The following is a 24,658-nucleotide window of genomic DNA, read 5'->3' as shown; positions in this document are numbered from 1 at the left end:
CTGGACCGCGATGGCCAGGAATGCAGCTCACGACGACCCGCTCGCCCCCGTCACGATCGCCGTGGGCCAGGAGGACCTGCTCCTCGACCGTGCCGTGCAGCAGGTGGTGGCGGCCGCCCGCGCCGCCGACGCGGACACCGATGTACGGGACCTCACCTCCGATCAGCTGCAGCCCGGCACCCTCGCCGAGCTCACCAGCCCCTCGCTCTTCGCCGAGCGCAAGGTGGTGGTGGTGCGCAACGCCCAGGACCTGTCCGCGGAGACCGTCAAGGACGTCAAGGGGTTTCTCGGCGCGCCCGCCGAGGAGATCACACTCGTTCTGCTGCACGCCGGCGGCGCCAAGGGCAAGGGCCTGCTGGACGCTGCCCGTAAGGCGGGTGCGCGCGAGGTGGCGTGCCCCAAGATGACCAAGCCGGCGGACCGTCTGGCGTTCGTACGGGGCGAGTTCCGGGCGGTCGGGCGGTCCGCGACGCCGGAAGCGTGCCAGGCGCTGGTGGATGCGATCGGCAGCGATCTGCGCGAGCTCGCTTCGGCCTGTTCACAGCTGACCGCCGATGTCGAGGGCACGATCGACGAGGCCGTCGTCGCGCGCTATTACACGGGCCGGGCCGAGGCGTCGAGCTTCACGGTCGCCGACCGCGCCGTGGAGGGCCGCGCCGCCGAGGCGCTGGAGGCGCTGCGCTGGGCGATGGCCACCGGTGTCGCGCCCGTCATGATCACCAGCGCGCTCGCCCAGGGCGTCCGCGCCATCGGCAAGCTGGCCTCCGCCCCGCGCGGCGCCCGCCCCGGTGACCTCGCCCGCGATCTGGGCATGCCGCCGTGGAAGATCGACCGGGTACGGCAGCAGATGCGCGGCTGGTCGGCGGACGGCGTGGCGACGGCGCTCCGAGCGGTGGCCGCGGCCGACGCGGGGGTGAAGGGCGGCGGGGACGACCCCGAGTACGCCCTGGAGAAGGCCGTCGTTGCCATTGCGCGCGCGGCTCGATCTCGCCGTTGACCCGTCGAACCACCGGCCCACCGGCCCGCCGAACCACCGGCCCACCGGCCCACCGGCCCACCGGCCCACCGGCCCACCGGCCCACCGGCCCACCGGCCCACCGGCCCACCGGCCCACCGGCCCACCGACCCCTTGGCCTCATTTGGCGCGGGCCGGGGCGGCGGCTTCCTCGTGAAGGCCGCCGAACTTAGCTCCGAACCCGCCGCGCGCCCCCGACGCCTGGTGGCCCCGCCGCACCGTTGACGCCCCACCCCCGGCGAGGACCGTCACCGGCTGCCCTCACCGCGCCCCGGACCACGGGCTCCAGACGCCAGACGCCAGACGCCAGACGCCAGACCCCAGACCCCAGACCCCGGGCGCCCGAAGCCCCTGGCGCCCCCAGCCCCCACAGCCGCCAAAGCGTCTCCCACCCCCCACCCCGAGCCATGCCCACCCAACACAGCAAAAGACCCCGCCTCCGCCCCGGGGAAGGGGCGAAGGCGGGGCCTTCGTATCAAGCTTCGCGGCTCTGTCGGCGGAATCCGCCGGCCGGGCCGGGTGCGCCGCACCCGCGTGGCGAACGCAGGCCGTGTGCGGCGCGGTGGTGCACCGATCAAGGAGCGGAGAGAGGGGCCGCTGGGTCCCTGTCGGCAGGGGTGCTGCGGGTCATGCAGTCACGCGAAGGTTCAGCCCTTGAGGCCGGCAACCTTCTTGGCCAGCGCCGACTTCTTGTTGGCGGCGGCGTTCTTGTGGATGACACCCTTGCTGACGGCCTTGTCGAGCTTCTTGGCAGCCTCGGCCTGGGCGGTGGTGGCCTTCTGCAGGTCACCGGCCTCCACGGCCTCGCGGGTGCGACGGATCGCGGTGCGCAGAGTGGACTTGACAGCCTTGTTGCGCTGACGAGCCTTCTCGTTGGTCTTGATCCGCTTCATCTGGGACTTGATGTTCGCCACGAAAGAGCCTTTTCAGGTTCGTTGGAGTTTCGAGTTGCGCCGCGCACGAGAGAGGGCACGCAGCGCAGTGGACCAGGCTACCAGCAGGGCCTACGGCGTCCCAAACCGGACCGGGGCCGGTCGGCCGAGGACCGCCCCGAAGCCACCCGAGCCGGCCCCAAAGCCCTCCGGGCCCCGCCCCCAAAGCCCCTCCGGGCCCGGCTCCTGAGCCGCCCGAGCCGGCGCCGAAGCCACCCCGAGCCCTCCCCCTCAAGCCCCCGAACCCGCGCCCACCCCGCCCAAACCATCCGGCCCCCGTTGCTCATGGGACCATGGGGGAGACGTCACACATCCGAGTCCCGCCTACCCGCGTTCACTGAATGGACCCTGCGTGCCCGCGACCCCTACGAACGTGCCGGAGCCGAGCCGTACCGACCCGGCTCTCCTCCGTAACTTCTGCATCATCGCGCACATCGACCACGGCAAGTCGACGCTCGCCGACCGGATGCTCCAGCTCACCGGTGTCGTCGACCAGCGGCAGATGCGCGCGCAGTATCTCGACCGCATGGACATCGAGCGCGAGCGCGGCATCACGATCAAGTCCCAGGCGGTCCGGCTGCCCTGGAGCCCCAGCGAGGGCGAAGAGCGCAGTGGTACCACCCACATCCTCAACATGATCGACACGCCGGGCCACGTCGACTTCACCTACGAGGTCTCGCGCTCGCTCGCCGCGTGTGAGGGCTGCATCCTCCTCGTCGACGCCGCCCAGGGCATCGAGGCCCAGACCCTCGCCAACCTCTACCTGGCGATGGAGAACGACCTCACGATCATCCCCGTACTGAACAAGATCGACCTGCCGGCCGCGCAGCCCGAGAAGTTCGCCGCCGAGCTGGCGAACCTGGTCGGCTGCGAGCCCGAGGACGTCCTGAGGGTGTCCGCCAAGACCGGCGTCGGCGTCCCCGAGCTGCTGGACAAGGTGGTCCGCGAGGTTCCGGCGCCCGTCGGCGTCAAGGACGCGCCCGCCCGCGCGATGATCTTCGACTCGGTCTACGACCCGTACCGCGGCGTGGTGACGTATGTGAAGGTCGTCGACGGCACGCTGAGCAAGCGTGAGCGCATCCGGATGATGTCCACCGGCGCCGCGCACGAGCTGCTCGAGATCGGGACGAACTCGCCGGAGATGACGGCCGCCGACGGCCTGTCCGTCGGTGAGGTGGGCTACCTCATCACCGGCGTGAAGGACGTCCGGCAGTCCAAGGTCGGCGACACGATCACGCAGCTCAACAAGGGTGCCCAGGAGGCGCTGGGCGGCTACAAGGACCCGAAGCCGATGGTGTTCTCGGGGCTGTACCCGCTCGACGGATCGGACTACCCGGAGCTGCGCGAGGCACTGGACAAGCTCCAGCTCAACGACGCCGCGCTGGTCTACGAGCCGGAGACCTCCGCGGCCCTCGGCTTCGGATTCCGCGTCGGCTTCCTGGGGCTGCTGCACCTCGAGGTCGTCCGCGAGCGCCTGGAGCGCGAGTTCGGGCTGGACCTGATCGCGACGGCGCCGAACGTGGTCTACCGCGTGGACATGGAGGACGGTACCGAGCACATCGTCACCAACCCCAGCGAGTTCCCGATCGGCAAGATCGACGCGGTGCACGAGCCGGTCGTACGGGCCACGATGCTGGCGCCCAGCGAGTTCATCGGCGCGATCATGGAGCTGTGCCAGACCCGCCGGGGCACCCTGCTCGGCATGGACTACCTCTCCGAGGATCGGGTCGAGATCCGCTACACCCTGCCGCTCGCCGAGGTCGTCTTCGACTTCTTCGACCAGCTCAAGTCCAAGACCCGCGGCTATGGCTCGCTGGACTACGAGCCCACCGGTGAGCAGACCTCCGAGCTGGTCAAGGTCGACATCCTGCTGCACGGCGACAAGGTGGACGCGTTCTCCGCGATCACCCACAAGGACAAGGCGTACGCGTACGGCGTACGGCTGGTCGCCAAGCTGCGCGAGCTGATTCCGCGGCAGGGCTTCGAGGTGCCGATCCAGGCCGCCATCGGCGCCCGGGTCATCGCCCGTGAGACGGTCCGCGCCATCCGCAAGGACGTCCTCGCCAAGTGCTACGGCGGTGACATCTCCCGTAAGCGGAAGCTGCTGGAGAAGCAGAAGGAAGGCAAGAAGCGGATGAAGATGGTCGGCAGCGTGGAGGTCCCGCAGGACGCCTTCATCGCGGTGCTGTCCTCGGACTCCGACGGCGACAAGAAGAAGTAGCCGGGAGAAGCAGAGCGCGTAGCGCGCGGCAGGGCGCCGGTCCCCAGTGGACCGGCGCCCTGCCGCATTTCCGGGCTCTGCCGTGTTTCCCGGCTCTGCCGTCACTCCGGACCCTGCCGTCACTCCGAAGTCCCGGCGGCGTCGCTCCGGCGTCCCGGCCGCGGGCCGGGTGCACCTGTCCGGGTGGGTATTGCTGCGTATGCGAGGGGTGTCCGACCGGGCCGCGGAGCGTTGCGTGCCCGCTGTGTGTCTGCCGTGATACGGCCAGTGACCTGGAGTTTTGCTCTCGGCGTAGCGTGCGGCAGGGCGGTGTGGGTGCTCTGTGCACCTATCGTACTGGTCACATCGTGAACCATTCGGCCGCAGCCCCTTACGCGTCGGCGCAACGCGCTCTACTCTGATCACTGCTCAAAGGTTACTCGCGAGTCACCAGCAACGAAGCGGGCCCCGGAGGATGCCGTGACGGACACCCACACGCTGATCGAGAACCGGCCGCCTTCGGTGGCGACCCTCTTCCTGGAGCGGGTCGCGGCCACGCCCGATACCGAGGCCTATCGCTATCCCGTCCCGCCCGCCTCCGGGCGGGGGCCCGACGCCTGGAAGGCGCTCACCTGGGCCGATGCCGCGCAGCGGGTCTACGCCATCGCGGCGGGGCTGATCGCGCTGGGCGTACGGCCGGAGGAGCGGGTGGCGCTGGCCGCCAACACCCGCGTCGAATGGATCCTCGCCGACCTCGGTGTGCTGTGCTCCGGCGCCGCCACCACCACGGTCTACCCCAGCACCAACACCGAGGAGACGGCCTACATCCTGGCCGACTCCGGCAGCCGGGTGCTGATCGCGGAGGACGCCTCCCAGCTCGCCAAGGCCCGCGAGAAGCGCGCCGAGCTGCCCGAACTCGCGCATGTCGTCGTCATCGACGAGGCGGACGCGCAGCCCGCCGAGGGCGACCCCGACGGCTGGGTGCTCTCGCTCGCCGACCTGGAGAAGCGCGGCGCCGCCCATCTGGAGGAGAGCCCGGACTGTGTGACGGAGCGGGTCGCCGCGCTGCGCGCCGACCAGCTGGCGACGCTGATCTACACCTCGGGCACCACCGGCCGCCCCAAGGGCGTACGGCTGCCGCACGACTGCTGGGCGTACATGGCGCGGGCGATCCCGGCGACCGGCATGGTCACCGAGGAGGACGTGCAGTACCTCTGGCTGCCGCTGGCGCACGTCTTCGGCAAGGTGCTCACCGCGGGCCAGATCGCGGCCGGCCATGTGATCGCCGTCGACGGCCGGGTCGACAAGATCATCGAGAATCTGCCGGTCGTACGGCCCACGTACATGGCGGCCGTCCCGCGGATCTTCGAGAAGGTCTACAACGGCGTCGCGGCCAAGGCCCGCGCGGGCGGCGGCGCGAAGTACAAGATCTTCCAGTGGGCGGCGGGGGTGGCCCGTGAGTACGCCAAGGTCTCGCAGGACAACTTCCAGCGCACCGGCAATGCCTCGGTGCCGTTCGCGCTCGGCGCCAAGCACAAGGTCGCCGATGCGCTGGTGTACAGCAAGCTGCGCGAGGCGTTCGGCGGGCGGATGCGCGCCGCCGTATCCGGCTCGGCCGCGCTCTCCCCGGAGATCGGCTTCTTCTTCTCCGGCGCCGGCATCCACATCCTCGAGGGCTACGGCCTGACGGAGTCCAGCGCCGCCAGCTTCGTCAATCCCGGCGAGGCCTACCGCACCGGCACCGTCGGCAAGCCGCTGCCCGGCACCGAGGTCCGTATCGCCGAGGACGGCGAGATCCTGCTGCGCGGCCCCGGCATCATGCAGGGCTACCACGGGCTGCCGGAGAAGACCGCCGAGGTCCTCGAGGAGGACGGCTGGTTCCACACCGGCGACATCGGCGAGCTGTCGGCGGACGGCTTCCTGCGGATCACCGACCGCAAGAAGGACCTGATCAAGAGCTCCAACGGCAAGTACATCGCGCCGGCCGAGGTGGAGGGTCAGTTCAAGGCGGTCTGCCCGTTCGTCTCCAATGTGCTGGTGCACGGCGCCAACCGGAACTTCTGCACCGCGCTGATCGCCGTCGACGAGCCGACGATCCTGGGCTGGGCCAAGGAGCGCGGCCTGGCGGCCACGACATACGCCGAGGTCGTCGCCACCGACCAGGTCCGCGAGCTGATCGACGGCTATGTGGAGCGGGTCAACGAGGGCCTGCAGGGCTGGCAGAAGATCCGCAAGTTCCGGCTGCTGCCACGTGACCTGGACATCGAGCACGGCGAGGTGACCCCGAGCCTCAAGGTCAAGCGGCCGGTGGTGGAGCGGGTGTTCAAGGACCTGCTCGACGAGATGTACGCCGGGTCGCGGGAGGCGTAGCGGCAAGGCGGCCGGCGGGGTGGTCCGGGGTGGCGCGCGCCGCCCCGGACCACCCCGTCGGCCTCGTACGGACGTCCTGCCGCCGGTTGTCCATACAGGTTCACCACCGGACATCCCGTACATGTCGGCCAACTCCCCAGGCGCGTCAGCCGAATCACCCCCCTTGAGCACCAACTTGGGTGACTCCGTGCTTATGGCTGCCCTCGGTCTGTCACTCTGTCGGTGGCGCATCCGGCGCTGACGCGCAGCTGCTCGGGAGTTGGTCAATGAGGACGACAACTTCATCACCACCGGACGACGTCACGGCAGCGCCCGTGATCAACGGCAGCCGCCCTCGTGGCGGACACTCCCGCGCCGCCCGTCTGCCCGGCGACCCGCGGGCCGCGGCCGCCGCCCGGCAGTTCGTCCGCAGTGTGTTCGCCGACTGGACGGCCCAGGCGCTGCCCGGCGCGCAGGACCTCTCCGACCGCCTCGCCGACGAAGCGGTGCTGCTGGTCAGCGAGTTGGTCACCAACGCCGTGGTGCACGCGGGCACCGCCGTCGAACTCCTCTGCCGCCTGGAGCCGGCGGCCGTGCCCGACCCGTACGGGGGCCCGGAGCCGGCGGGGGAGCCCGGTCCGTACGGGAGCCCGGAGCCGGACCCCGACGGCCTGGACGCCGCGGCCCGCACCGGCCTCGTCATCGAGGTCTCCGACCACCACCCGGCCCGGCCGGTGCGCGCCCGCGAGGAGGCCTCTGCGTCCGAAGGCGGCGGCCACGGTCTCCAGTTGATCAGCGCGGTCGCCGAGTCCTGGGGCATCACCTACCGTCGCGCCATGAAGACCGTATGGTTCCGGCTGCCCGCGGGCGCCCGGCCGGAGCTGGAGACCGTCTTCGACAACCAGCTGCTGCAGCGCGGCCTGCGTGCCGCCGAACTCCTCGCCCCCACGCCGCGCCGCGCCGTCCGGCCCGCCTCCGAGGGCGACTGGGTGCACCGCGGCGCCCTCTCCTTCCTCGCCGAGGCCTCCGACCTGCTCTCCGGCCAGCTCGACGCCGACCAGGTCGCCTCCCTCGCCGCCCAGTTGACCGTGCCGCGGCTCGCCGACTGGTGCGCGGTGTGGCTGTACGACGGGGACGGCGGTGCGCCCGGCCGCGGCATCGACGGCGACGGCGAGGCACAGCGGCTCGCCCGCGTCTGGCACTCCAGCGAGAGCCGGATCGATTCGCTGCGCACCGCCCTGGAGAAGGACCCGCCGCCGATGGCCGGCGGCGACACGGGCCTGAGCAGCACGCCCGCCGCGGTCCGCTGGCCCTGGCCGCAGGAACCGAGCGGCTACGGCCCCAGTGGCGCGGCTCTGGCCTGCCCCCTGGTGGCGGGCGGCCGCCGGCTCGGCACGCTGCTGCTCGGCCGGGCGGGCCTGTTCCGCTTCCCCGACGAGGTGGTCGGCCTCGTCGAGGACCTGTGCCGTCGGGTCGCCCGCGCGGTGGCCACCGCCCGCGCATACAGCCGCCAGGAGCGCATCAGCCAGGTCCTGCAGCGCCGGCTGCTGCCGCGGGGCCGTGCACAGGTGCCCGGAGTGGAGTCGGCGGTGGTCTACGAGCCCCGCGAGGGCGCCTGGGCGGGCGGTGACTTCTGGGACCTCTTCGACGCCGGTGACGGCCGCTGGTGCTTCGCCCTCGGCGACGTCTGCGGCAGCGGCCCGGAGGCGGCCGCGGTGACGGGCCTGGCCCGGCCGGTGCTGCGGCTGCTGGCCCGCGACGGCTTCGGCGTCGCCGAGGTCCTCGACCGCCTCAACAAGACCATGGCGCGGGAGGCCGCCGATTCCGTAGCGGCGGTCGCGGCGGCCGTGGCGGCTGCGGGCGCGGGCGCCGAGGCCCCCGTCGAGATCCGCGACGAGGGCGAACAGGCCCGCTTCCTGTCCCTCCTCTACGGCGAGATCGTGCCGTATCACGGCGGCTCCGGCGGCGCCCGCTGCACCCTCGCCAGCGCCGGCCACCCGCTCCCGCTGGTGCTGGGCGCCGACGGCGCGGTCCGCGTGGTCGCGGCGCCCCAGATGCTCCTGGGCGTGGTCGAGGACGCGGCGTACGTCAGCGAGTCCTTCGACCTCTGCGCCGGGGAGACGCTGCTGTGTGTGACCGACGGCGTGACCGAGCGCCGCTCGGACGGCCGCCTCTTCGACGACGAGGACGGCCTGGCCACCGCCCTCGCCGCCTGCACGGGCCTGGGCGCCACCGCCATCGCGGAACACATCCGCAGCACGGTCCATGCGTTTGCGGCGACCCCGCCGGACGATGATCTTGCGTTGCTGGTACTCCAGGCGGCCGGGAACGCCCTGCCGTAGGGCGTACGGGCAGGGGGTCCTCCGGGGCGGACCGTCGCGTGGGACCGGTCGCGCCTCCCATGACGGACAATGGACCCCATGCCTTCCGCACTGCCTGATGGTGAGCCGATGCCCGAGGACGGGGCACTGCCCCGCCATGCGCTGACGGGGGCGGCCGGGCGGCCCCTCGGCTTCTATCTGCATGTGCCCTACTGCGCGACCCGCTGCGGCTACTGCGATTTCAACACCTACACCGCCAGCGAGCTGCGCGGCTCCGGCGGCGCCCTGGCCTCCCGCGACAACTACGCCGACCACGTCGTCGAGGAGGTCCGGCTGGCCCGCAAGGTCCTGGGCGACGACCCCCGCCCCGTGGAGACGGTCTTCGTCGGCGGCGGCACCCCGACCCTCCTCCCGGCCGCCGACCTGAGCCGGATGCTGGCCGCCATCCGCGACGAGTTCGGCCTGGCGCCGGGCGCCGAGATCACCACCGAGGCCAACCCGGAATCCGTGGACCCGCGCTATCTGGCCGAGCTGCGCGAGGGGGGCTTCAACCGCATCTCCTTCGGCATGCAGAGCGCGCGGCAGCACGTCCTGAAGATCCTCGACCGTACGCACACCCCCGGCCGCCCCGAGGCCTGCGTCGCCGAGGCCCGCGCGGCGGGCTTCGACCACGTCAATCTCGACCTGATCTACGGCACCCCCGGCGAGACCGACGACGACTGGCGGGCCTCGCTCGACGCCGCCCTCGGTGCCGGCCCCGACCACATCTCCGCCTACGCCCTGATCGTCGAGGAGGGCACCCAGCTGGCCCGCCGGATCCGCCGCGGCGAGGTCCCGATGACCGACGACGACGTCCACGCCGACCGCTATCTGATCGCCGAGCAGCGGCTGTCGGCCGCGGGCTTCTCCTGGTACGAGGTCTCCAACTGGGCCACCACCGAGGCCGCCCGCTGCCGCCACAACGAGCTCTACTGGACCGGCGCCGACTGGTGGGGCGCGGGCCCCGGCGCCCACAGCCACGTCGGCGGCGTGCGCTGGTGGAACGTCAAGCACCCCGGCGCCTACACCCAGGCCCTGGCCGAGGGCCGCTCCCCGGGTGCCGGACGCGAGATCCTGCCGCAGGAGGACCGCCGGGTGGAGCGCATCCTGCTGGAGCTGCGGCTGGTGGACGGCTGCCCGCTCGACATCCTCGCGCCGGAAGGGGCACGGGCGGCGGAGCGGGCACTGGCGGAGGGCCTGCTGGAGGCGGGGCCTTACGAGGCCGGGCGGGCCGTGTTGACACTCCGGGGGCGGTTGCTGGCTGACGCGGTGGTGCGGGATCTGGTGGACTGATACTCGAACGGGTGAACCGATGCGATGGGCCCGTGGACCTGCCTAGGCTGCTCATAGCCTGTGCCGTATACACGGCGACAGGAAACGGAGGCCATGGAGATGACCGCTGTGAGTGAACGCCGGATGACGGAGCTCTTCGAGAACCTTGAGGTTCCCGAAGGCATCAAGGCCGAGCTCCTCCGGGGGGAAATCGTGATGATGGCGGGACCGGATCTGGTCCACAACCTGATCGTCGAGGACGTCGTGGACCAGATCCCGCGGCGTGTGTGGCATCGGCTTCAGACCCAGGACGTCGGCGTGCTGCGCGAAGCCAGTGAGCCTCAGCCGGACCTCGTCGTGCTGGAACGTGAGGCTGGGCCGGGATCGGGTCGGCTGATGCCGTCCGGCGTGGTCACGTTGGTCGTCGAGGTCGTCTCCAAGACCAGCGTCCAGCGTGACTACGGAATCAAGCGCTCGATCTACGCCGCGGGCGAGGTGCCCTCCTACCTGATCATCGACCCCATCATGGCCCAGTGCGTCCTGCTCACTCAGCCTGTCGGCGCGGGGGATGAGGCGGACTACCGGACTCAGCACATCACGAAGTTCGGTGAGCCTCTTCCGCTGCCCCTGCTCGGCCTCGAGCTGGACACCAGCACCTTCGGCACCCTCAAGGGCGTCAGGCCGCACCGCCTACCGTAACGAAGTCGATCAACTCCTCGACCCGCCCGAGGAGTTGCGGCTCCAGGTCCTTGTAGGACCGCACGCACGACAGAATCCGCTGCCACGCCGCCCCCGTGTTCTCCGGCCACCCCAGGGCCCGGCACACCCCCGTCTTCCAGTCCTGGCCGCGCGGGACGCTCGGCCACGCCGGAATCCCCACCGACGCCGGCTTCACCGCCTCCCACACGTCGATGTACGGGTGGCCGACCACCAGCGCATGCTCGCCCGTCACCTCGGCCGCGATCCGGGACTCCTTCGAGCCGGGCACCAGGTGATCCACCAGCACCCCCAGCCGGGCATCCGGCCCCGGCGCGAAGCCCCGCACGATCGCCGGCAGGTCGTCGATGCCCTCCAGGTACTCCACGACCACGCCCTCGATGCGCAGATCGTCGCCCCACACCCGCTCGACCAGCTCCGCGTCGTGCCGCCCCTCCACATAAATGCGCCCGGCGCGCGCGACCCGGGCGCGGGCGCCGGGGACCGCGAGTGATCCGGACGCCGTACGGGCGGGCCCGCGCGGCGCCGGGCGGCCCGACGGGCGTACGAGGGTGACGACGCGCCCCTCCAGGAGGAAGCCGCGCGCCACCATCGGGAAGACCCGGTGCTTGCCGAAGCGGTCCTCCAGCGTGACGGCCGGGCCCTCGGCCGTCTTCTCGCACCGGATCACGGCGCCGCAGAAGCCGGTGCTGACCTCCTCGACGACGAGGTCGGGCTCGGCCGGGACCTCGGGGGCGGGCCGCTGCTTCTTCCAGGGCGGGGTGAGGTCGGGGCTGTAGCGCTTGCTGTGCATCGGATCCTGTCTCGGCTGGCCGGGTCGGTCGGCTGGGGGTTCGGGGGTTGTCCCCCGAGAGATGGGGTCAGGGCGGGGTGAGGTCGGGGCCGTACTGCTTGCTGCGCAGGGGGTCCTGTTCTGCCGAGGGGTTCCGGGGAGGTCTCTGGACGGGGCGGGCGCGGTCAGGACGACGGCGGCACGCCGAAGCGGATGGCGAGGGCGTCCCGCTGGGCGCGCACGAAGGCCGCGTCCACCACGGCCCCGTGCCCCGGTACGTACACCGCGTCCTCGCCCCCGAGGGCCAGCAGCCGGTCCAGGGCCGCCGGCCACTGCTGGGGCAGCGAGTCCAGGCCGGCGCTCGGTTCGCCGGACTCCTCGACCAGGTCGCCGCAGAAGACGATCTCGGGGGCGCCGCCCCGGCCCGGTACGAGGACGGCCAGGTCGTGGGCGGTGTGGCCGGGGCCGACGTTGGCGAGCAGGACCGGTCGGCCGCCGAGGTCGACGGTCAGTTCGCCGTGGACGTGATGATGCGGCCGTACGAGCAGATCGGCGGCCTCCGCGGCGGCCTCCCGGTCGACGCCGTGCCGCACCGCGTCCCGCCGCAGCTCTTCCCGCTCGCGATGCAGCAGATCCCCCAGCCCGGCCGCGCCGAACACCTCGACCCCGGCGAAGGCGGCGGTGCCCAGAACATGATCGAAATGCGGGTGGGTGAGCGCGACATGCGTCACGTCCCGGCCCAGGACGCCGCGGATCGCGCGGCGCAGATCGGCGCCGTCGCGGAGGGACGCGCCGGTGTCGACGATCATCACGCCGGCCGACCCGGTGATCACGCCGATCGTCTCGTCCCAGCCGGGCATCCGCCGTCTGACCACACCTTCACCGAGCCGTTCCCACCCGGCCTCTTCCCAAGCAGTGCGCATACGGAGACGCTAGCTCTATCGCGATAGCGTTGCCCGACAGACCGGCCACAACGGCCGATCACGGTCATCGGGCGGCGGTCCGGCGACCGTTCGTCGCGGCTGCCCTTGCCGGAGCTGTGCTACCCGGCCGTACACTGGCTTCCGGGTCTGGCACTCGGCCCGTGTGAGTGCCAGGAGTGACGAGACGGCGACACAGCTGGACTGGAGGTGCGCAGGATGCTCAGTGAACGCAGGCTCGAAGTGCTGCGCGCCATCGTTCAGGACTATGTCGGAACGGAGGAGCCGGTCGGCTCCAAGGCGCTCACCGAGCGCCACAAGCTGGGGGTCTCGCCGGCCACGGTCCGCAATGACATGGCGGCCCTGGAGGACGAGGGTTTCATCGCCCAGCCGCACACCAGCGCCGGCCGGATCCCCACCGACAAGGGCTACCGTCTCTTCGTCGACAAGCTGGCGGGCGTCAAGCCGCTCTCCTCCCCGGAGCGGCGGGCCATCCAGAACTTCCTCGACGGCGCCGTCGACCTCGACGACGTCGTCGGCCGCACGGTCCGGCTGCTGGCGCAGCTGACCCGCCAGGTGGCGGTCGTGCAGTATCCGTCCCTGACCCGGTCCACGGTCCGCCATGTCGAGCTGCTGGCCCTGGCCCCGGCCCGGCTGATGCTCGTACTGATCACGGACACCGGACGGGTCGAGCAGCGGCTGATCGACTGCCAGGCGCCGTTCGGTGAGTCGTCTCTGGCGGATCTGCGGGCGCGGCTCAACAGCCGTGTCGTGGGGCGCCGGTTCGCGGATGTGCCGCAGTTGGTGCAGGATCTTCCGGAGTCCTTCGAGCAGGACGACCGCGGCACGGTCTCGACAGTGCTGTCGGTGTTGTTGGAAACTCTGGTGGAGGAGACCGAAGAGCGGCTGGTGATCGGCGGCACCGCCAATCTCACGCGCTTCGGGCACGATTTCCCCCTGACCATCCGCCCGGTCCTGGAGGCCCTTGAGGAGCATGTGGTGCTGCTCAAGCTGCTCGGGGAGGCCAAGGATTCGGGCATGACCGTACGCATCGGGCATGAGAATGCCCATGAAGGCCTGACGTCCACATCGGTCGTCGCGGTCGGTTACGGTTCGGGCGACGAGGCAGTCGCCAAACTCGGCGTGGTCGGACCGACCCGCATGGACTACCCAGGAACGATGGGAGCGGTACGCGCAGTGGCACGTTACGTCGGACAAATCCTCGCGGAGTCGTAAGTGGCCACGGATTACTACTCGGTCCTCGGCGTCAGCCGTGACGCCTCGCAGGACCAGATCAAGAAGGCTTTCCGTCGGCTGGCGCGTGAGCTGCACCCGGATGTGAACCCGGACCCGAAGACCCAGGAGCGGTTCAAGGAGATCAACGCCGCTTACGAGGTCCTCTCCGACCCGCAGAAGAAGCAGGTCTACGACCTCGGCGGCGACCCGCTCTCGCAGGCCGGCGGCGCCGGTGGCGGCGCGGGCGGCTTCGGCGCGGGCTTCGGCAACTTCTCCGACATCATGGACGCCTTCTTCGGCACGGCCTCGCAGCGCGGCCCGCGCTCGCGTACCCGCCGCGGTCAGGACGCCATGATCCGGCTCGACATCGAGCTGAACGAGGCAGCCTTCGGTACGACCAAGGACCTCCAGGTCGACACCGCCATCGTCTGTACGACCTGCACCGGTGAGGGCGCGGCGCCCGGCACCTCCGCGCAGACCTGTGACATGTGCCGCGGCCGCGGTGAGGTCTCGCAGGTCACCCGGTCCTTCCTCGGCCAGGTCATGACGTCGCGGCCGTGCCCGCAGTGCCAGGGCTTCGGTACGGTCGTGCCGACGCCGTGCCCGGAGTGCGCGGGCGACGGCCGGATCCGGTCGCGCCGTACGCTCACCGTCAAGATCCCGGCCGGTGTCGACAACGGGACGCGTATCCAGCTGGCGGGCGAGGGTGAGGTGGGCCCCGGTGGCGGTCCCGCCGGTGACCTCTACGTCGAGATCCATGAGCTGGCGCACCCGGTGTTCCAGCGGCGCGGCGACGATCTGCACTGCACGGTCACCATCCCGATGACGGCGGCGTCGCTGGGCACCAAGTGCCCGCTGGAGACGCTGGACGGGGTGGAGGAGATCGATGTCCGGCCCGGCACCCAGTCCGGCCAGTCGATCCCGCTGCACCAGCGCGGTGTGACGCATCTGCGCGGCGGCGGCCGCGGTGACCTGATTGTCCACGTCGAGGTAATGACTCCCTCCAAGCTCGATCCCGAGCAGGAGGAGCTGCTGCGGCGGCTGGCCAAGCTCCGGGGTGAAGAGCGCCCCACGGGCCAGTTTCAACCCGGACAGCAAGGGCTCTTCTCGCGGTTGAAGGATGCGTTCAACGGGCGGTAGGCAGTTGAGGGCCGGGGCCGGGCTGTGCCCGGTTTCCGGCCCGGCCCCGGTTCGGGGCGGGGCGGTGGGCGTGACACGATGTGGGCATGCCCACCCCGCTCACCGATCTCTGCCGCTACCCGATCGTGCAGGCCCCGATGGCGGGCGGCGCCGCCCGCCCGGAACTGGCTGCCGCTGTCAGTGAAGCCGGTGGTCTCGGCTTCCTCGCCGCCGGTTACAAAACCGCCGACGGCATGTACCAGGAGATCAAACAGCTGCGCGGGCTGACCGGCCGGACCTTCGGCGTCAACCTGTTCATGCCGCAGCCCAGCCTCGCCGATGCCACCCCCGTCGAGGTCTACCGCGAGCAGCTCGCGGGCGAAGCGGCGTGGTACGAGAGCCCGATCGCCGGCCTCGACCCGTACGGCGGCGCCGACGACGGCTACGAGGCCAAGCTGGCGATCCTGCGCGAGGACCCGGTCCCCGTGGTCTCGTTCGCCTTCGGCTGCCCCTCCCGCGCGGTGCTGGACGCCTTCGCCAAGGTCGGTACGTACACCATCGTGACGGTCACCACCGCGGCCGAGGCACAGGCCGCGCAGTGGTCGGGCGCGGACGCGGTCTGTGTCCAGGGCATCGAGGCGGGCGGCCACCAGAGCACCCACCGCGACGACCCGCAGGCGGACGGCACCGGTGCGGGCATCGGACTGCTTTCCCTGATCGCCCAGGTCCACGAGGCGGTGCAGATCCCGATCATCGCGGCGGGCGGTCTGATGCGCGGTTCGCAGATCGCCGCCGCACTGGCCGCGGGTGCCTCGATGGCGCAGCTCGGCACGGCCTTCCTGGTCACGCCCGAGTCGGGCGCCAACGCCCTGCACAAGCAGGCGCTGACCAACCCGCTGTTCACCCGTACCGAGCTGACCCGGGCGTTCTCCGGGCGCCCGGCCCGCGGCCTGGTGAATCGTTTCCTGCGCGAGCACGGCCCGTACGCACCGGCCGCCTACCCCGCCGTCCACCACCTCACCTCCGGGCTGCGCAAGGCCGCGGCCAAGGCGGGCGATGCGCAGGGTATGGCGCTGTGGGCCGGGCAGGGCCACCGGATGGCGCGTGAGCTGCCGGCCGGGCAGCTGGTCGAGGTGCTGTCGGCCGAACTGGACGTGGCACGCGCCGCGTTGAACCGGCCCGGCAACGGCGCCGGGGCCATGTCATGACCGCCCCCGTCTTCCTCGTGGATTCGCTCGCGGACGTACGGGCCGGTGGCACGCTGACCCTGGACGGGCCGGAGGGCCGGCACGCGGTGTCGGTGCGGCGGCTCCGGGTGGGTGAGGAGGTCGTGCTGACGGACGGTCACGGCAGGGGCGCCTATGGCGCGGTCACCGCCGTCGAGGGCAAGGACCGCCTCACCGTCGCCGTCTCCGACCTGCACACCGAGGCTTCGCCGACGCCCACCATCACCGTCGTCCAGGCGCTGCCCAAGGGTGACCGCGGCGAACTGGCCGTCGAGACCATGACCGAGACCGGCGTGGACGCCGTCGTGCCCTGGTCGGCGGCGCGCTGCGTCACCCAGTGGCGGGGCGAGCGGGCCGCCAAGTCGCTGGCCAAGTGGCGTGCCACGGCTCGCGAGGCGGGCAAGCAGTCGCGTCGCCTCACCTTCCCCGAGGTCGCGGACCCGCTGACCACCAAGCAGGTGGCCGGGCTCCTCGCCGACGCCGACTTCGCCGCCGTCCTCCACGAGGAGGGCAGCGCTCCGCTGGCCACCGCCGAACTCCCCGCCGAGGGCTCGATCGTGCTCGTCGTCGGCCCCGAAGGCGGCGTCTCCCCCGAGGAGTTGGCCGCCTTCGCCGAGGCCGGCGCCAAGCCGTACCGGCTCGGGACGACCGTCCTGCGCACCTCCACCGCCGGTACGGCCGCGACGGCGCTGCTGCTGGGCCGTACCGGGCGCTGGAGCTGACCCCGACGCCTTACACCTGGGCCACCGCTCCGGCGGTGGATATCAGCTCGGTGAGGGTGCCGGTGAAGGTCGGCAGCAGTTGGAGACAGACCGCCCAGGCCTCGACGTCGGAGCCCAGGTGCTTGTCGGTGAGGGCGGTGAGCACGGCTTGGTGGTCGGTCTGCGGGTCCGTCGAGCTGATGGCTCGGGGGAGAAGCTCCCAGGCCACCTTCGCGGGGGCGCAGTGGGCCGCCAGATCCTCGGCGGTGAGGCCACCGTGCTGGAGCGCGGCAGCGAACCAGGGCGGTCCGGTGTAGTACGTGCTGGTGGCGCGCAGCTCCGCCAGCAGCATCTCGCGGGGGCAGTCCGGGCGCCCGGCGAGGCTCTCCGCCAACCCCTTCGGGGGGCTGCCCGCCCGGTACGCGGCCGTCAACTCGGCCCAGGGAAGCGGGATTCCCTCGCTGGACAGCTTGTGCAGCTGCTGTCCGGGGTCGGCCGACTTGGTGAGGAAGGTCATCAGCCGGGCCGGCTCCTCGTCTTCGGCGAGCCGGGCGCGCATCCGGTCGAGGCCGTCGGGGGCGTCCAGCAGTTTCTCCGTCTGGCGGCGGAGGGTGGCCGGGAGGCGGTCCATGGCCAGGATCTCCCGTACCGCGTCCGGTCCGTTGCGCTCCCATACGGCGATCAGCAGCCGCAGCCGGGCCGCCGGAGTCTGCAGCCGGAGACGGCCGACGATCTTGCGGGCCACGCCGAGATCGCCGGATTCCAGCCCGGCGATCAGCCAGCTGCGGTAGTGGCGGAGGTTGACCTCGTCGAGCGCGTCCACCAGCTCCTGGGGCACGCTGCGCGTCCCGCCGCCGCGCAGCCGCCCGGCCAGCAGCCGCTCCCGCTCCTGCCGGTCGATGCGGCAGTACCGGAACACATTGGCGTCAACGGACGGTTCGTCCAGGTCGAGGAGGCGGTCGACCTCCTCGGAAGGCAGCCGGTGGACGGAGGCGTACGAGGCGAGGGCGGGCACACCGTGCGCGGCCACGATCGCCTCCTGGACGGCCGGGGCGGGCTCGCCGTACACCAGGAAATGCTGCACGGCCCGGGAGTCCAGATGAGGCACGACGGCGATCTGCGCCTCCAGTGACGCGCACCGGAGGACATCCATGAAGACGGCGCGGGAATCCCTGGGGGCGGTGGCCGGGAACACCGCGTTCAGAGGGCGCGGCCAGGTGGTGCATCTCTTGGGGGAGCCGGGCGAGGCGGCCTCGGCGACCAGTTCGTGGGCGGTGCCCTTGGCGCGTCCCATCTGGGCGTAGAACGACAGCCAGTTGACCGGATCCGTGCCGAGCGGGGCCACGAGACCGGCGACGGCCCGGCGGGTCGGTTCATGGCCGTAGGGGAGGCCCGAGAGCACCTCGCGTGCGGGGTTCAGCTCGCTCAGCACGCGCTCGACGGGCAGCCATCCCGCGCTCACTCCGTGGCCGATGACCTCGCCCAGCCGCAGCTCTGTGCCGTCCCGCTGCAGCGTGGCCACCACCTCGAAGGGCAGCGGGGCACCGGCCTCGATCACTTCCCAGGGCAGGGCGGGGAGGCGCTTGGTGACCAGCTCCTCCGGACAGCCCTCCCAGGCGAGGAGGGCGAGCAGCGGGTCGCGCCCGAGAGCCTGCGTTCCGCCGATGGGACGGCGGGCGTGCTCGCGCAGGATGAGCTCCCAGCCGAGGCCGGGCGGCCGCTCGACCTGCCAGTGTCCCAGGCGCACCTTGAGCAGGGCGCGGGCATGCGCCGGGTCCGTCCACTCGCCGGGCGGCCGCCGCTCCTTGAGGTAGGCCGCCGGGTCGGGCGCCGCCGCGGCGGCGCGCAGCAGCCCGGCCAGCCCCGGGTGGCACAGCTCGTCCCCGGCCCCTTCGACCGCCTCGGCCAGCTTCCCCATCTCCGCCGCTCCGCCCAGCTCGGCGAGGGTGCGGCAGGCGTCCAGGACGACCGGCCGGGGAAGCTCGCGGCCCAGCCGGAGGACGGCGTGGTGGACCAGCTCGGGGAACGGGCCCTGCAGCGCCGGCAGGAGTTCCTCGTCACGGACGCGGTTGCGGACGACCGGAACGAGGCCGTCCGCGGCGTACCAGCGTGGGTCCGAGGGGTCGGCGGCGGCCAGGATCGCGGACAGGAACCCGGAGTGGTTGGCGAACCGCGGTGTGTCCAGCAGCCGGACGACCTCCGGATCGCCCGTCGCGGCCGCCCGTAGCAGAAAGGAATCGGTGTCACTGTTCAGCGCGCTCCGCAGGCCGGCCCCGTCCCTGCCGGCGAATCGCTCCACCGCCTCCTGCGGCGCCTCGAACAATGCGGTCAGGGCGGCCACCATCTCCGCCCGTATCCGCTCCGCGAGCGCGTCGGCGGTGGCCGGGTCGGCGAGCCGCAGGACCTGAGACAGGAGGGCGGGTGAGACGGTGGACACCTGGCGGTTCCCTTCGAGGGAGGGGGCGCTGCGCAGCGGTCGTCGGAACCGTCCGTGCGCAGCAATCGGTATGTCGTCGATCGTGACACGCGCCACTGACAACGCCGCTCCTGCACTTCTCTCTCAAGGACCGGCGGCTGCCTCACACATGAGCGCGGGTCATCGCTCCGGCCGTGGCGGCGAGTTCGGACAGCGTGCCCGTGAACGTCGGCAGTAGCTGAAGGCAGACGGCCGGGGCATCGACGTCCGTGCCCAGATGCTCCCGGGTGAGGGCCGCGGCGCGGTCCCGGAGTCGCTGCCAGTCCTCTTCGGTGGGCCGGTCCTCTCCGGGGTTCCGCTCCTCGACGCAGCGGAGCAGGAAGTCGAGAGCCAGCTGGGCGGGGGCCACGTGGGTCAGGAGATCCTCGAGGGCGAGCGTCCCCTGGCTCAGGGCGGGTCTGATCCAGTTCAACCAGTTCGTCCAGTGCCCATGGGCGTTGCCCAGCCCGGCCAGCAGCACTTCGCGGGGGCAGTCCGGGAGTTCCACGAGCGCTTCCACCAGGTCCGCCGGGAGCGGGGTGGCGCGGTGCGCCGCCACCAGTGCGGGCCAGGGTGGCTGTATCCCCTCGTCGCGGAGCAGCCTCAGCCGCTTCCCGGCCTGTGCCCCGGACCTTGTGAGGATCTTCGCGAGCCGGTCCGGCTCCGCTTCCTCGGCGAGCCGGGCGCGCATCCGGTCCAGGCCGTCGGGGGCGTCCAGCAGTTTCTCCGTCCGGCGGCGGAGGGTGACCGGGAGGCGGTCCATGGCCAGGATCTCCCGTACGGCATCCGGCCCGCCGCGTTCCCACACCGCGATCAGCAGCCGCAGCCGGGTGGCCGGTGCATGCAGCCGCAGTCGGCCCACGACCCGGCGGGCCACGCCCAGGTCGCCGGATCCCACACCGGCCGCCAGCCCCTCGCGGTTCTGGCTGACGACCAGGTCGTCCAGCAGCCGGAGCAGCTCCGCGGGGACCGGGCGGATGCCGCCGCCCCGCAGCCGTCCGGCGAGCACCCGCTCCCGCTCGGGCCGGGAAAGGTTGTCATGGCGGAACAACTGGACGTCCACTTCCGGTTCGTCGAGGTCCAGGAGGTATTCCCGCATTGTCGCGTCGGGGTTTCCGGCCGCCACCGCCAGCTGGGCCGGGAGGCCGTGCGCGGCCGCCACCGTGTCGCGGACCGCCGGGGACGGGTCGCACTCCAGGAGGAACTGCTGGGCGGCCAGCGGGTCGAAGTGCGGGACGACGGCGATCTGGGCCTCCTGCGAGGCGCACCGGACCATGCGGAGGAAGGCGGCCCGGGAGTGCATGGCCTCCCTGACCGGGATCTCGGCGGCCCGTGGCCGCGGCCAGCTGGTGCGGCGCTTCAGACGGGAGCCCGGCCTGGTGACGTCCGCGATCAGTTCGGCGGCGCTGCCGCGGGCGCGGCCCATCCGGGTGTAGCACGTCAGCCAGTTGACGGGGTCCGTGCCGAGCGGGGCCACCAGATCGGCGACGGCCTTGCGGGCCGGCTCGTGGTCGTACGGCAGCGCCCCCAGCACCTTGGCCGCCGGAGTCACCTCGCTCAGGACCCGGTGCGGGGACAGCCAGCCCTCGTTGATGCCGCGTTCGAGGGTTCTGTTCCGTTCGATGTCGCTCACGCCGGGCGCGGCAAGGACTTCGAGGGGCAGCTCGGCGGCGTGCCACGCGGTCTCGTAGGGGGCGTTGCGGAAGGCCTCCCTCACCAGGTCGGCGGGGCAGCCCTCCCACTGGACCAGCCGCAGCATCCCCGTTTCCTGGAAGCCCCATTCGTCGGTCGGCGACTCGAAGGGCAGGCGCTCGTGTTCGCGCAGGATCAGGTCCCACTCGAGGCCGCCGGGCTTGGCCGGGACGCGGTCGCCGTGGCGGAGCTCCAGCAGCGCACGCAGGTGCTCCGGGTCGGTCCATCCGGCGGGCCGGTGTGCCTTGAGGAAGGCGGCCGCATCGGGTGCGTCGAGGGCCTGCCGCAACAGTTCCGGCAGCCAGGGGTGTCCGATGTCCAGATCCGGCACTTCCTCGAGCAGGTCGAGGAAGTGCGGGATCGCTTCGGTGCCCCAGATCTCCTGGAAGTTGAGGCAGGCGTCCACCACGGCCCCCGGCGGGAGGTGCGCACCGAACAGGGCGATGGAGCCGAGGGTCACCCCGAGGAAACCGCTGGTCAGTACGGTGACGAGCAGGGGGCCCTCGGTCACGTCGTGCACGCCGTGGCACAGGCCGTCGTCCTCGTACCAGCGCGGATCCGACAGGTCGGCGGCATACAGGAGCGTCGCCAACAGGTCCGGGACCTTCGCCATCGCGCGCTGCTGGTGCCCCGAGTCGTCGCGGTAGTTCGCATCCCACAGCGCCCGTCCGACCACCGGGTCGCCGAGCTCCGCCGCCCCCAGGAGCCATTCCTCGGGGTCTATGGTCAGCGCGGCCCGCATATGGGCGGCGTCCCCGTCCAGCAGCTCCTCGATCATCTTCGCCGGCAGCCCGAACCGGTCGGAGAGGGCGGCCAACAGCTCCGGCCGCAGCCGTTCGGCGAGCGCATCGGCGGTGTCCGGGTCGGCGAGGCGCAGCGCGAGGCGGAGAGCGAAGTGGGGGCTGTCGGTCATGGACGGTTCCCTTCGAGGAGCGGCGGCCGGGCCGGCGGCTGGACGACACCGGCCCTACGCGATCGATCGTCACACGGACCACTGACAACGCCCTGCCGACCTGAAACACCATCAAAACTCAAAGCCCCAAAAGAAGTTGAAGCCAACCGGCACGGCTCCTCTCAGTCCTGTATGCGCATCCTCGCCCCGGCCGTGGCGAGGAGTGCGGACAGCGTCCCGTCGAATGTCGGCAGCAGCTGAAGGCAGACGGACCAGGCCTCGACGTCCGTGGCCAGATGCTCCCGGGCGAGGGCCGCAGCCCGCTCACCGACCGGCAGCCGGTCCTGCGCGTCGGGCCGGTCGTCGGCGTGGCGTTGCAGACGGTGAAGGGCGGCGTGGGCGGGGGCCATGTGGGTCAGGATGTCCTCGGGAGTGAGCCTGCCGCTCTTGAGGGCGTCATCGAGCCACTTCGCCTCGGACTCGGGAACGGTGCCCAGCGCCGCCAGCAGCAGCGGGTGGGGACAGTCCGGGAGCTTGATCAGCGCCTCCATGAGGCCCGCGGAGAGCGTGCCGGCGCGGTGTGCCGCCAGCAGCGCGGACCAGGGCGGCTCCAGGCCCTCGCGGACGAGCCGGTCCAGCTGCTTCTTGGGATGGCGTACCGACCTGGTGAGAAACGCCAGCAGCCGGTCCGGTGTCTCCTCCTCGGCGAGCTGGGCGCGCAGCCGCTCCAGCCCGTCGGGTGCGTCCAGCAGCTTTTCGGTCCTGCGGCGGAGGGTGACGGGGAGGCGCTCCATGGCCAGGATCTCCCGTACGGCGTCCGGGCCGCCGCGCTCCCATACGGCGACCAGCAGCCGCAGCCGGGTGGCCGGCACCTGCGGCTGCAGCCGGCCGAGCACGTCGCGGGCCACGCGCGGGTGGCCGAGTTCCAGACCGGTCCGCAGCCAGTGGGGGTCCTCCATGAGGCCCAGCACCGCTATCAGCTCCTCGGGGAGCGGGCGGGTGCCGCCGCCCCGCAGCCGGCCGGCAAGTATGCGCTCCCGCTCGGACCGGTCGAGGTCGGCGTAGCGGAACAACTGGGCGTCCACCGCCGGCTCATCGAGCTCAAGGAGGTACTCCAGCTTCTCGGCGGAGAGAGTGTCGCGGAAGTAGGAGCCCGGCGAGGCCATCGCCACCAGGGCCGGCAGGCCATGGGCGGCCACCACCGCCTCGCGGAGCGCCGGGGAGGGGTCCTCGTGGACGAGGAGATCCTGTACGGCCAGCGCGTCGAGGTACGGGACGACGGCCAGCTGGGCCTCCTCGGAGGCGCATTGGAGCATCCTCAGGAACTTACGCCGGGAGCCGTCGGGGAAGGTGGTCGGGAAGCTCGCCTCCTCAGGCTGTGGCCAGCTGGTGTAGCGCTTCTTGCGGGTGTCCGTCGAGGCGGCGTCCGCGACCAGCTCGGCGACGCTGAGACGCGGGGAGCGCTCCATCCGGGCATAGCAGGTCAGCCAGTTCACGGGGTTGGTGCCGAGGCGGGCGACCACGCCGGCCAGTGCCCTGCGGGTCGGTTCGTGGTCGTCCGGCAGGTGCCACAGCACCCCCTCCGCCGGTGCCACCTCGGCCAGGATGCGGTCCACGGACAGCCGAGCCGTACGGATACTGTGCTTGAGGTCGTGAGTGAAGACCGAGTAGGGGTATTCCACGGGTCTGGTGAGCGCCTCGAAGGGCAGCTCGGCGGCGTAATTCGCGGTGTTGTAGGGGTCCTTGCCGAAGCTCTCCATCACCAGCTCGGCAGGACAGCCCTCCCACGTGATCAGCCGGAGCAGCCCGTTGGTGTACCGGGGATCATCCTGGCCGAAGGGCAGGCGCTCGTGTTCGCGCAGGATCAGGTGCCAGACGAGGCCGTCGGGCTTGGCCGGGATCCGGTCGCCGTAGCGGAGTTCCAGCAGGGCGTGCAGGTGCTCCGGGTCGGTCCATCCGGCGGGCCGGTGTTCCTTGAGGAAGGCGGCCGCATCGGGAGCCTCGAGGGCCTGCCGCAACAGTCCCGGCAGCCAGGGATGTCCGATGTCGAGGTCCGGCGCCTTCTCGAGCAGGTCGAGGAACCGCGTGATCCCTTCGGTGCCCCAGATCTCCTGGAAATGGAGACAGGCGTCCACCGCGGCCCCCGGCGGGAGGTGCACACCGAACAGCGCGATGGAGCCGAGGGGCACCCCGACGTAACCGCTGGTCAGTACGTCGACGAGCAGCGGACCCCCGGTCACGTCGTGCAGGGCCTCGAACAGCCCGCCGTCCTCGTACCAGCCCGGATCCGACAGGTCGGCGGCAGCCAGAACCGCCGCCAGCAGGCCGGGGATTTCCGCCATCGCGTGCTCCTGGTGGCCCCGGTCGTTGCGGTACACGGCATCCCACAGCGCCCGCCCGACCACCGGATCGCCGAGCTCCGCCGCCCCCGGAAGCCATTCCCCGGGGTCTATGGACAGCGCGGCCCGCATCTGCACGGCGTCCCCGTCGAGCAGCTCCTCGATCATCTGCTCCGGCAGCCCGAACCGGTCCGAGAGGGCGGCCGGCAGCTCCGGCCGCAGCCGTTCGGCGAGCGCATCGGCGGTATCGGGGTCGGGGAGGCTCAGCGCGAGGCGGAGCGCAATGGGGCAGCTGTCGGTCACGGGGTGGGTCCCTTCGCGGAGCGGTCCGTACGCAGCCGGCGGAGTGCGATCGTCATGCCATCGCCGGTACGCAAACGATCGTGACACGGACCACTGACAACGCCCGCGGACCCGCTTCCGCCCGCAACGCAGCGGTGCGCCGACCGGTCCCACGGACC

The 24,658-nt window shown here is 71.9% G+C and carries 16 protein-coding genes; 10 read left to right on the top strand and 6 right to left on the bottom strand.

Annotation, left to right across the window (positions count from 1 at the left end):
* The first annotated feature begins 10 nt into the window (after window positions 1-10).
* Window positions 11-997: a DNA polymerase III subunit delta gene (gene holA, locus AB0D04_RS31740; protein ID WP_362710318.1), complete on the top strand. Its 987-nt coding sequence runs from the start codon at window positions 11-13 to the stop codon at window positions 995-997.
* A 665-nt stretch (window positions 998-1,662) separates the two neighbouring features.
* On the opposite strand, the gene rpsT is transcribed toward holA, so the two are convergent.
* Window positions 1,663-1,929: a 30S ribosomal protein S20 gene (rpsT, locus tag AB0D04_RS31735; protein ID WP_362710316.1), complete on the bottom strand. Its 267-nt coding sequence runs from the start codon at window positions 1,927-1,929 to the stop codon at window positions 1,663-1,665.
* Window positions 1,930-2,299: 370 nt separating this feature from the next.
* Here rpsT and lepA point away from each other — a divergent pair, with 370 nt between their 5' ends.
* The 5 genes from lepA (at window position 2,300) to AB0D04_RS31710 (ending at window position 10,827) form a co-directional block, all read left to right on the top strand.
* On the top strand, window positions 2,300-4,168 hold the full coding sequence (gene lepA, locus AB0D04_RS31730; RefSeq protein ID WP_362710314.1) for a translation elongation factor 4: 1,869 nt from the start codon (window positions 2,300-2,302) through the stop codon (window positions 4,166-4,168).
* 459 nt (window positions 4,169-4,627) lie between these two features.
* On the top strand, window positions 4,628-6,517 hold the full coding sequence (locus tag AB0D04_RS31725; protein WP_362710312.1) for a long-chain fatty acid--CoA ligase: 1,890 nt from the start codon (window positions 4,628-4,630) through the stop codon (window positions 6,515-6,517).
* 266 nt (window positions 6,518-6,783) lie between these two features.
* Window positions 6,784-8,838 (top strand): SpoIIE family protein phosphatase, encoded by a 2,055-nt coding sequence (locus AB0D04_RS31720; protein WP_362710309.1) that lies wholly within the window; start codon window positions 6,784-6,786, stop codon window positions 8,836-8,838.
* A 78-nt stretch (window positions 8,839-8,916) separates the two neighbouring features.
* On the top strand, window positions 8,917-10,149 hold the full coding sequence (gene hemW, locus AB0D04_RS31715; RefSeq protein ID WP_362710306.1) for a radical SAM family heme chaperone HemW: 1,233 nt from the start codon (window positions 8,917-8,919) through the stop codon (window positions 10,147-10,149).
* Window positions 10,150-10,248: 99 nt separating this feature from the next.
* Complete coding sequence (locus AB0D04_RS31710) at window positions 10,249-10,827, top strand: Uma2 family endonuclease (RefSeq protein ID WP_362710304.1); 579 nt, start codon at window positions 10,249-10,251, stop codon at window positions 10,825-10,827.
* Here AB0D04_RS31710 and AB0D04_RS31705 read toward each other — a convergent pair.
* Both AB0D04_RS31705 and AB0D04_RS31700 read right to left on the bottom strand, forming a co-directional pair.
* Window positions 10,805-11,638 carry a DUF3097 domain-containing protein gene (locus tag AB0D04_RS31705; protein WP_362710301.1) on the bottom strand — a complete coding sequence of 278 codons (834 nt, stop codon included), beginning with the start codon at window positions 11,636-11,638 and terminating at the stop codon, window positions 10,805-10,807. The two genes, AB0D04_RS31710 and AB0D04_RS31705, sit on opposite strands and share 23 nt — an antisense overlap.
* 164 nt (window positions 11,639-11,802) lie before the next feature.
* Window positions 11,803-12,540 (bottom strand): MBL fold metallo-hydrolase, encoded by a 738-nt coding sequence (locus tag AB0D04_RS31700; protein WP_362710299.1) that lies wholly within the window; start codon window positions 12,538-12,540, stop codon window positions 11,803-11,805.
* A gap of 216 nt (window positions 12,541-12,756) precedes the next feature.
* Between AB0D04_RS31700 and hrcA the strand changes: the two genes are divergently transcribed.
* From hrcA to AB0D04_RS31680, 4 genes are all read left to right on the top strand, one after another.
* The gene (gene hrcA, locus AB0D04_RS31695; protein ID WP_362710298.1) at window positions 12,757-13,773 is read left to right on the top strand and encodes a heat-inducible transcriptional repressor HrcA; all 1,017 of its coding nucleotides are present in this window, start codon (window positions 12,757-12,759) and stop codon (window positions 13,771-13,773) included.
* Entirely contained in the window at window positions 13,774-14,913 is a 1,140-nt protein-coding gene (gene dnaJ / locus AB0D04_RS31690; RefSeq protein WP_362710295.1) for a molecular chaperone DnaJ, read from the top strand.
* An 86-nt stretch (window positions 14,914-14,999) separates the two neighbouring features.
* On the top strand, window positions 15,000-16,100 hold the full coding sequence (locus AB0D04_RS31685) for a nitronate monooxygenase (RefSeq protein WP_362710292.1): 1,101 nt from the start codon (window positions 15,000-15,002) through the stop codon (window positions 16,098-16,100).
* Window positions 16,097-16,840 (top strand): 16S rRNA (uracil(1498)-N(3))-methyltransferase, encoded by a 744-nt coding sequence (locus AB0D04_RS31680; RefSeq protein WP_362710289.1) that lies wholly within the window; start codon window positions 16,097-16,099, stop codon window positions 16,838-16,840. The genes AB0D04_RS31685 and AB0D04_RS31680 overlap by 4 nt, the downstream gene beginning before the upstream one ends.
* A 10-nt stretch (window positions 16,841-16,850) precedes the next feature.
* Here the strand turns inward: AB0D04_RS31680 and AB0D04_RS31675 are convergent, their stop codons facing one another.
* The 3 genes from AB0D04_RS31675 to AB0D04_RS31665 form a co-directional block, all read right to left on the bottom strand.
* Window positions 16,851-19,352, bottom strand: a complete 2,502-nt coding sequence (locus tag AB0D04_RS31675) for a hypothetical protein (RefSeq protein ID WP_362710286.1) — start codon at window positions 19,350-19,352, stop codon at window positions 16,851-16,853.
* A 46-nt stretch (window positions 19,353-19,398) separates the two neighbouring features.
* Complete coding sequence (locus tag AB0D04_RS31670) at window positions 19,399-21,879, bottom strand: hypothetical protein (RefSeq protein WP_362710283.1); 2,481 nt, start codon at window positions 21,877-21,879, stop codon at window positions 19,399-19,401.
* 161 nt (window positions 21,880-22,040) lie between these two features.
* Complete coding sequence (locus AB0D04_RS31665) at window positions 22,041-24,500, bottom strand: hypothetical protein (RefSeq protein WP_362710280.1); 2,460 nt, start codon at window positions 24,498-24,500, stop codon at window positions 22,041-22,043.
* Window positions 24,501-24,658: the final 158 nt, after the last annotated feature.

This window comes from Streptomyces sp. NPDC048483, from assembly GCF_040651455.1.
Taxonomy (GTDB): domain Bacteria; phylum Actinomycetota; class Actinomycetes; order Streptomycetales; family Streptomycetaceae; genus Streptomyces.
Note: the sequence above shows the minus strand (reverse complement) of the source record. Positions and strands in the feature narration are given on the sequence as shown.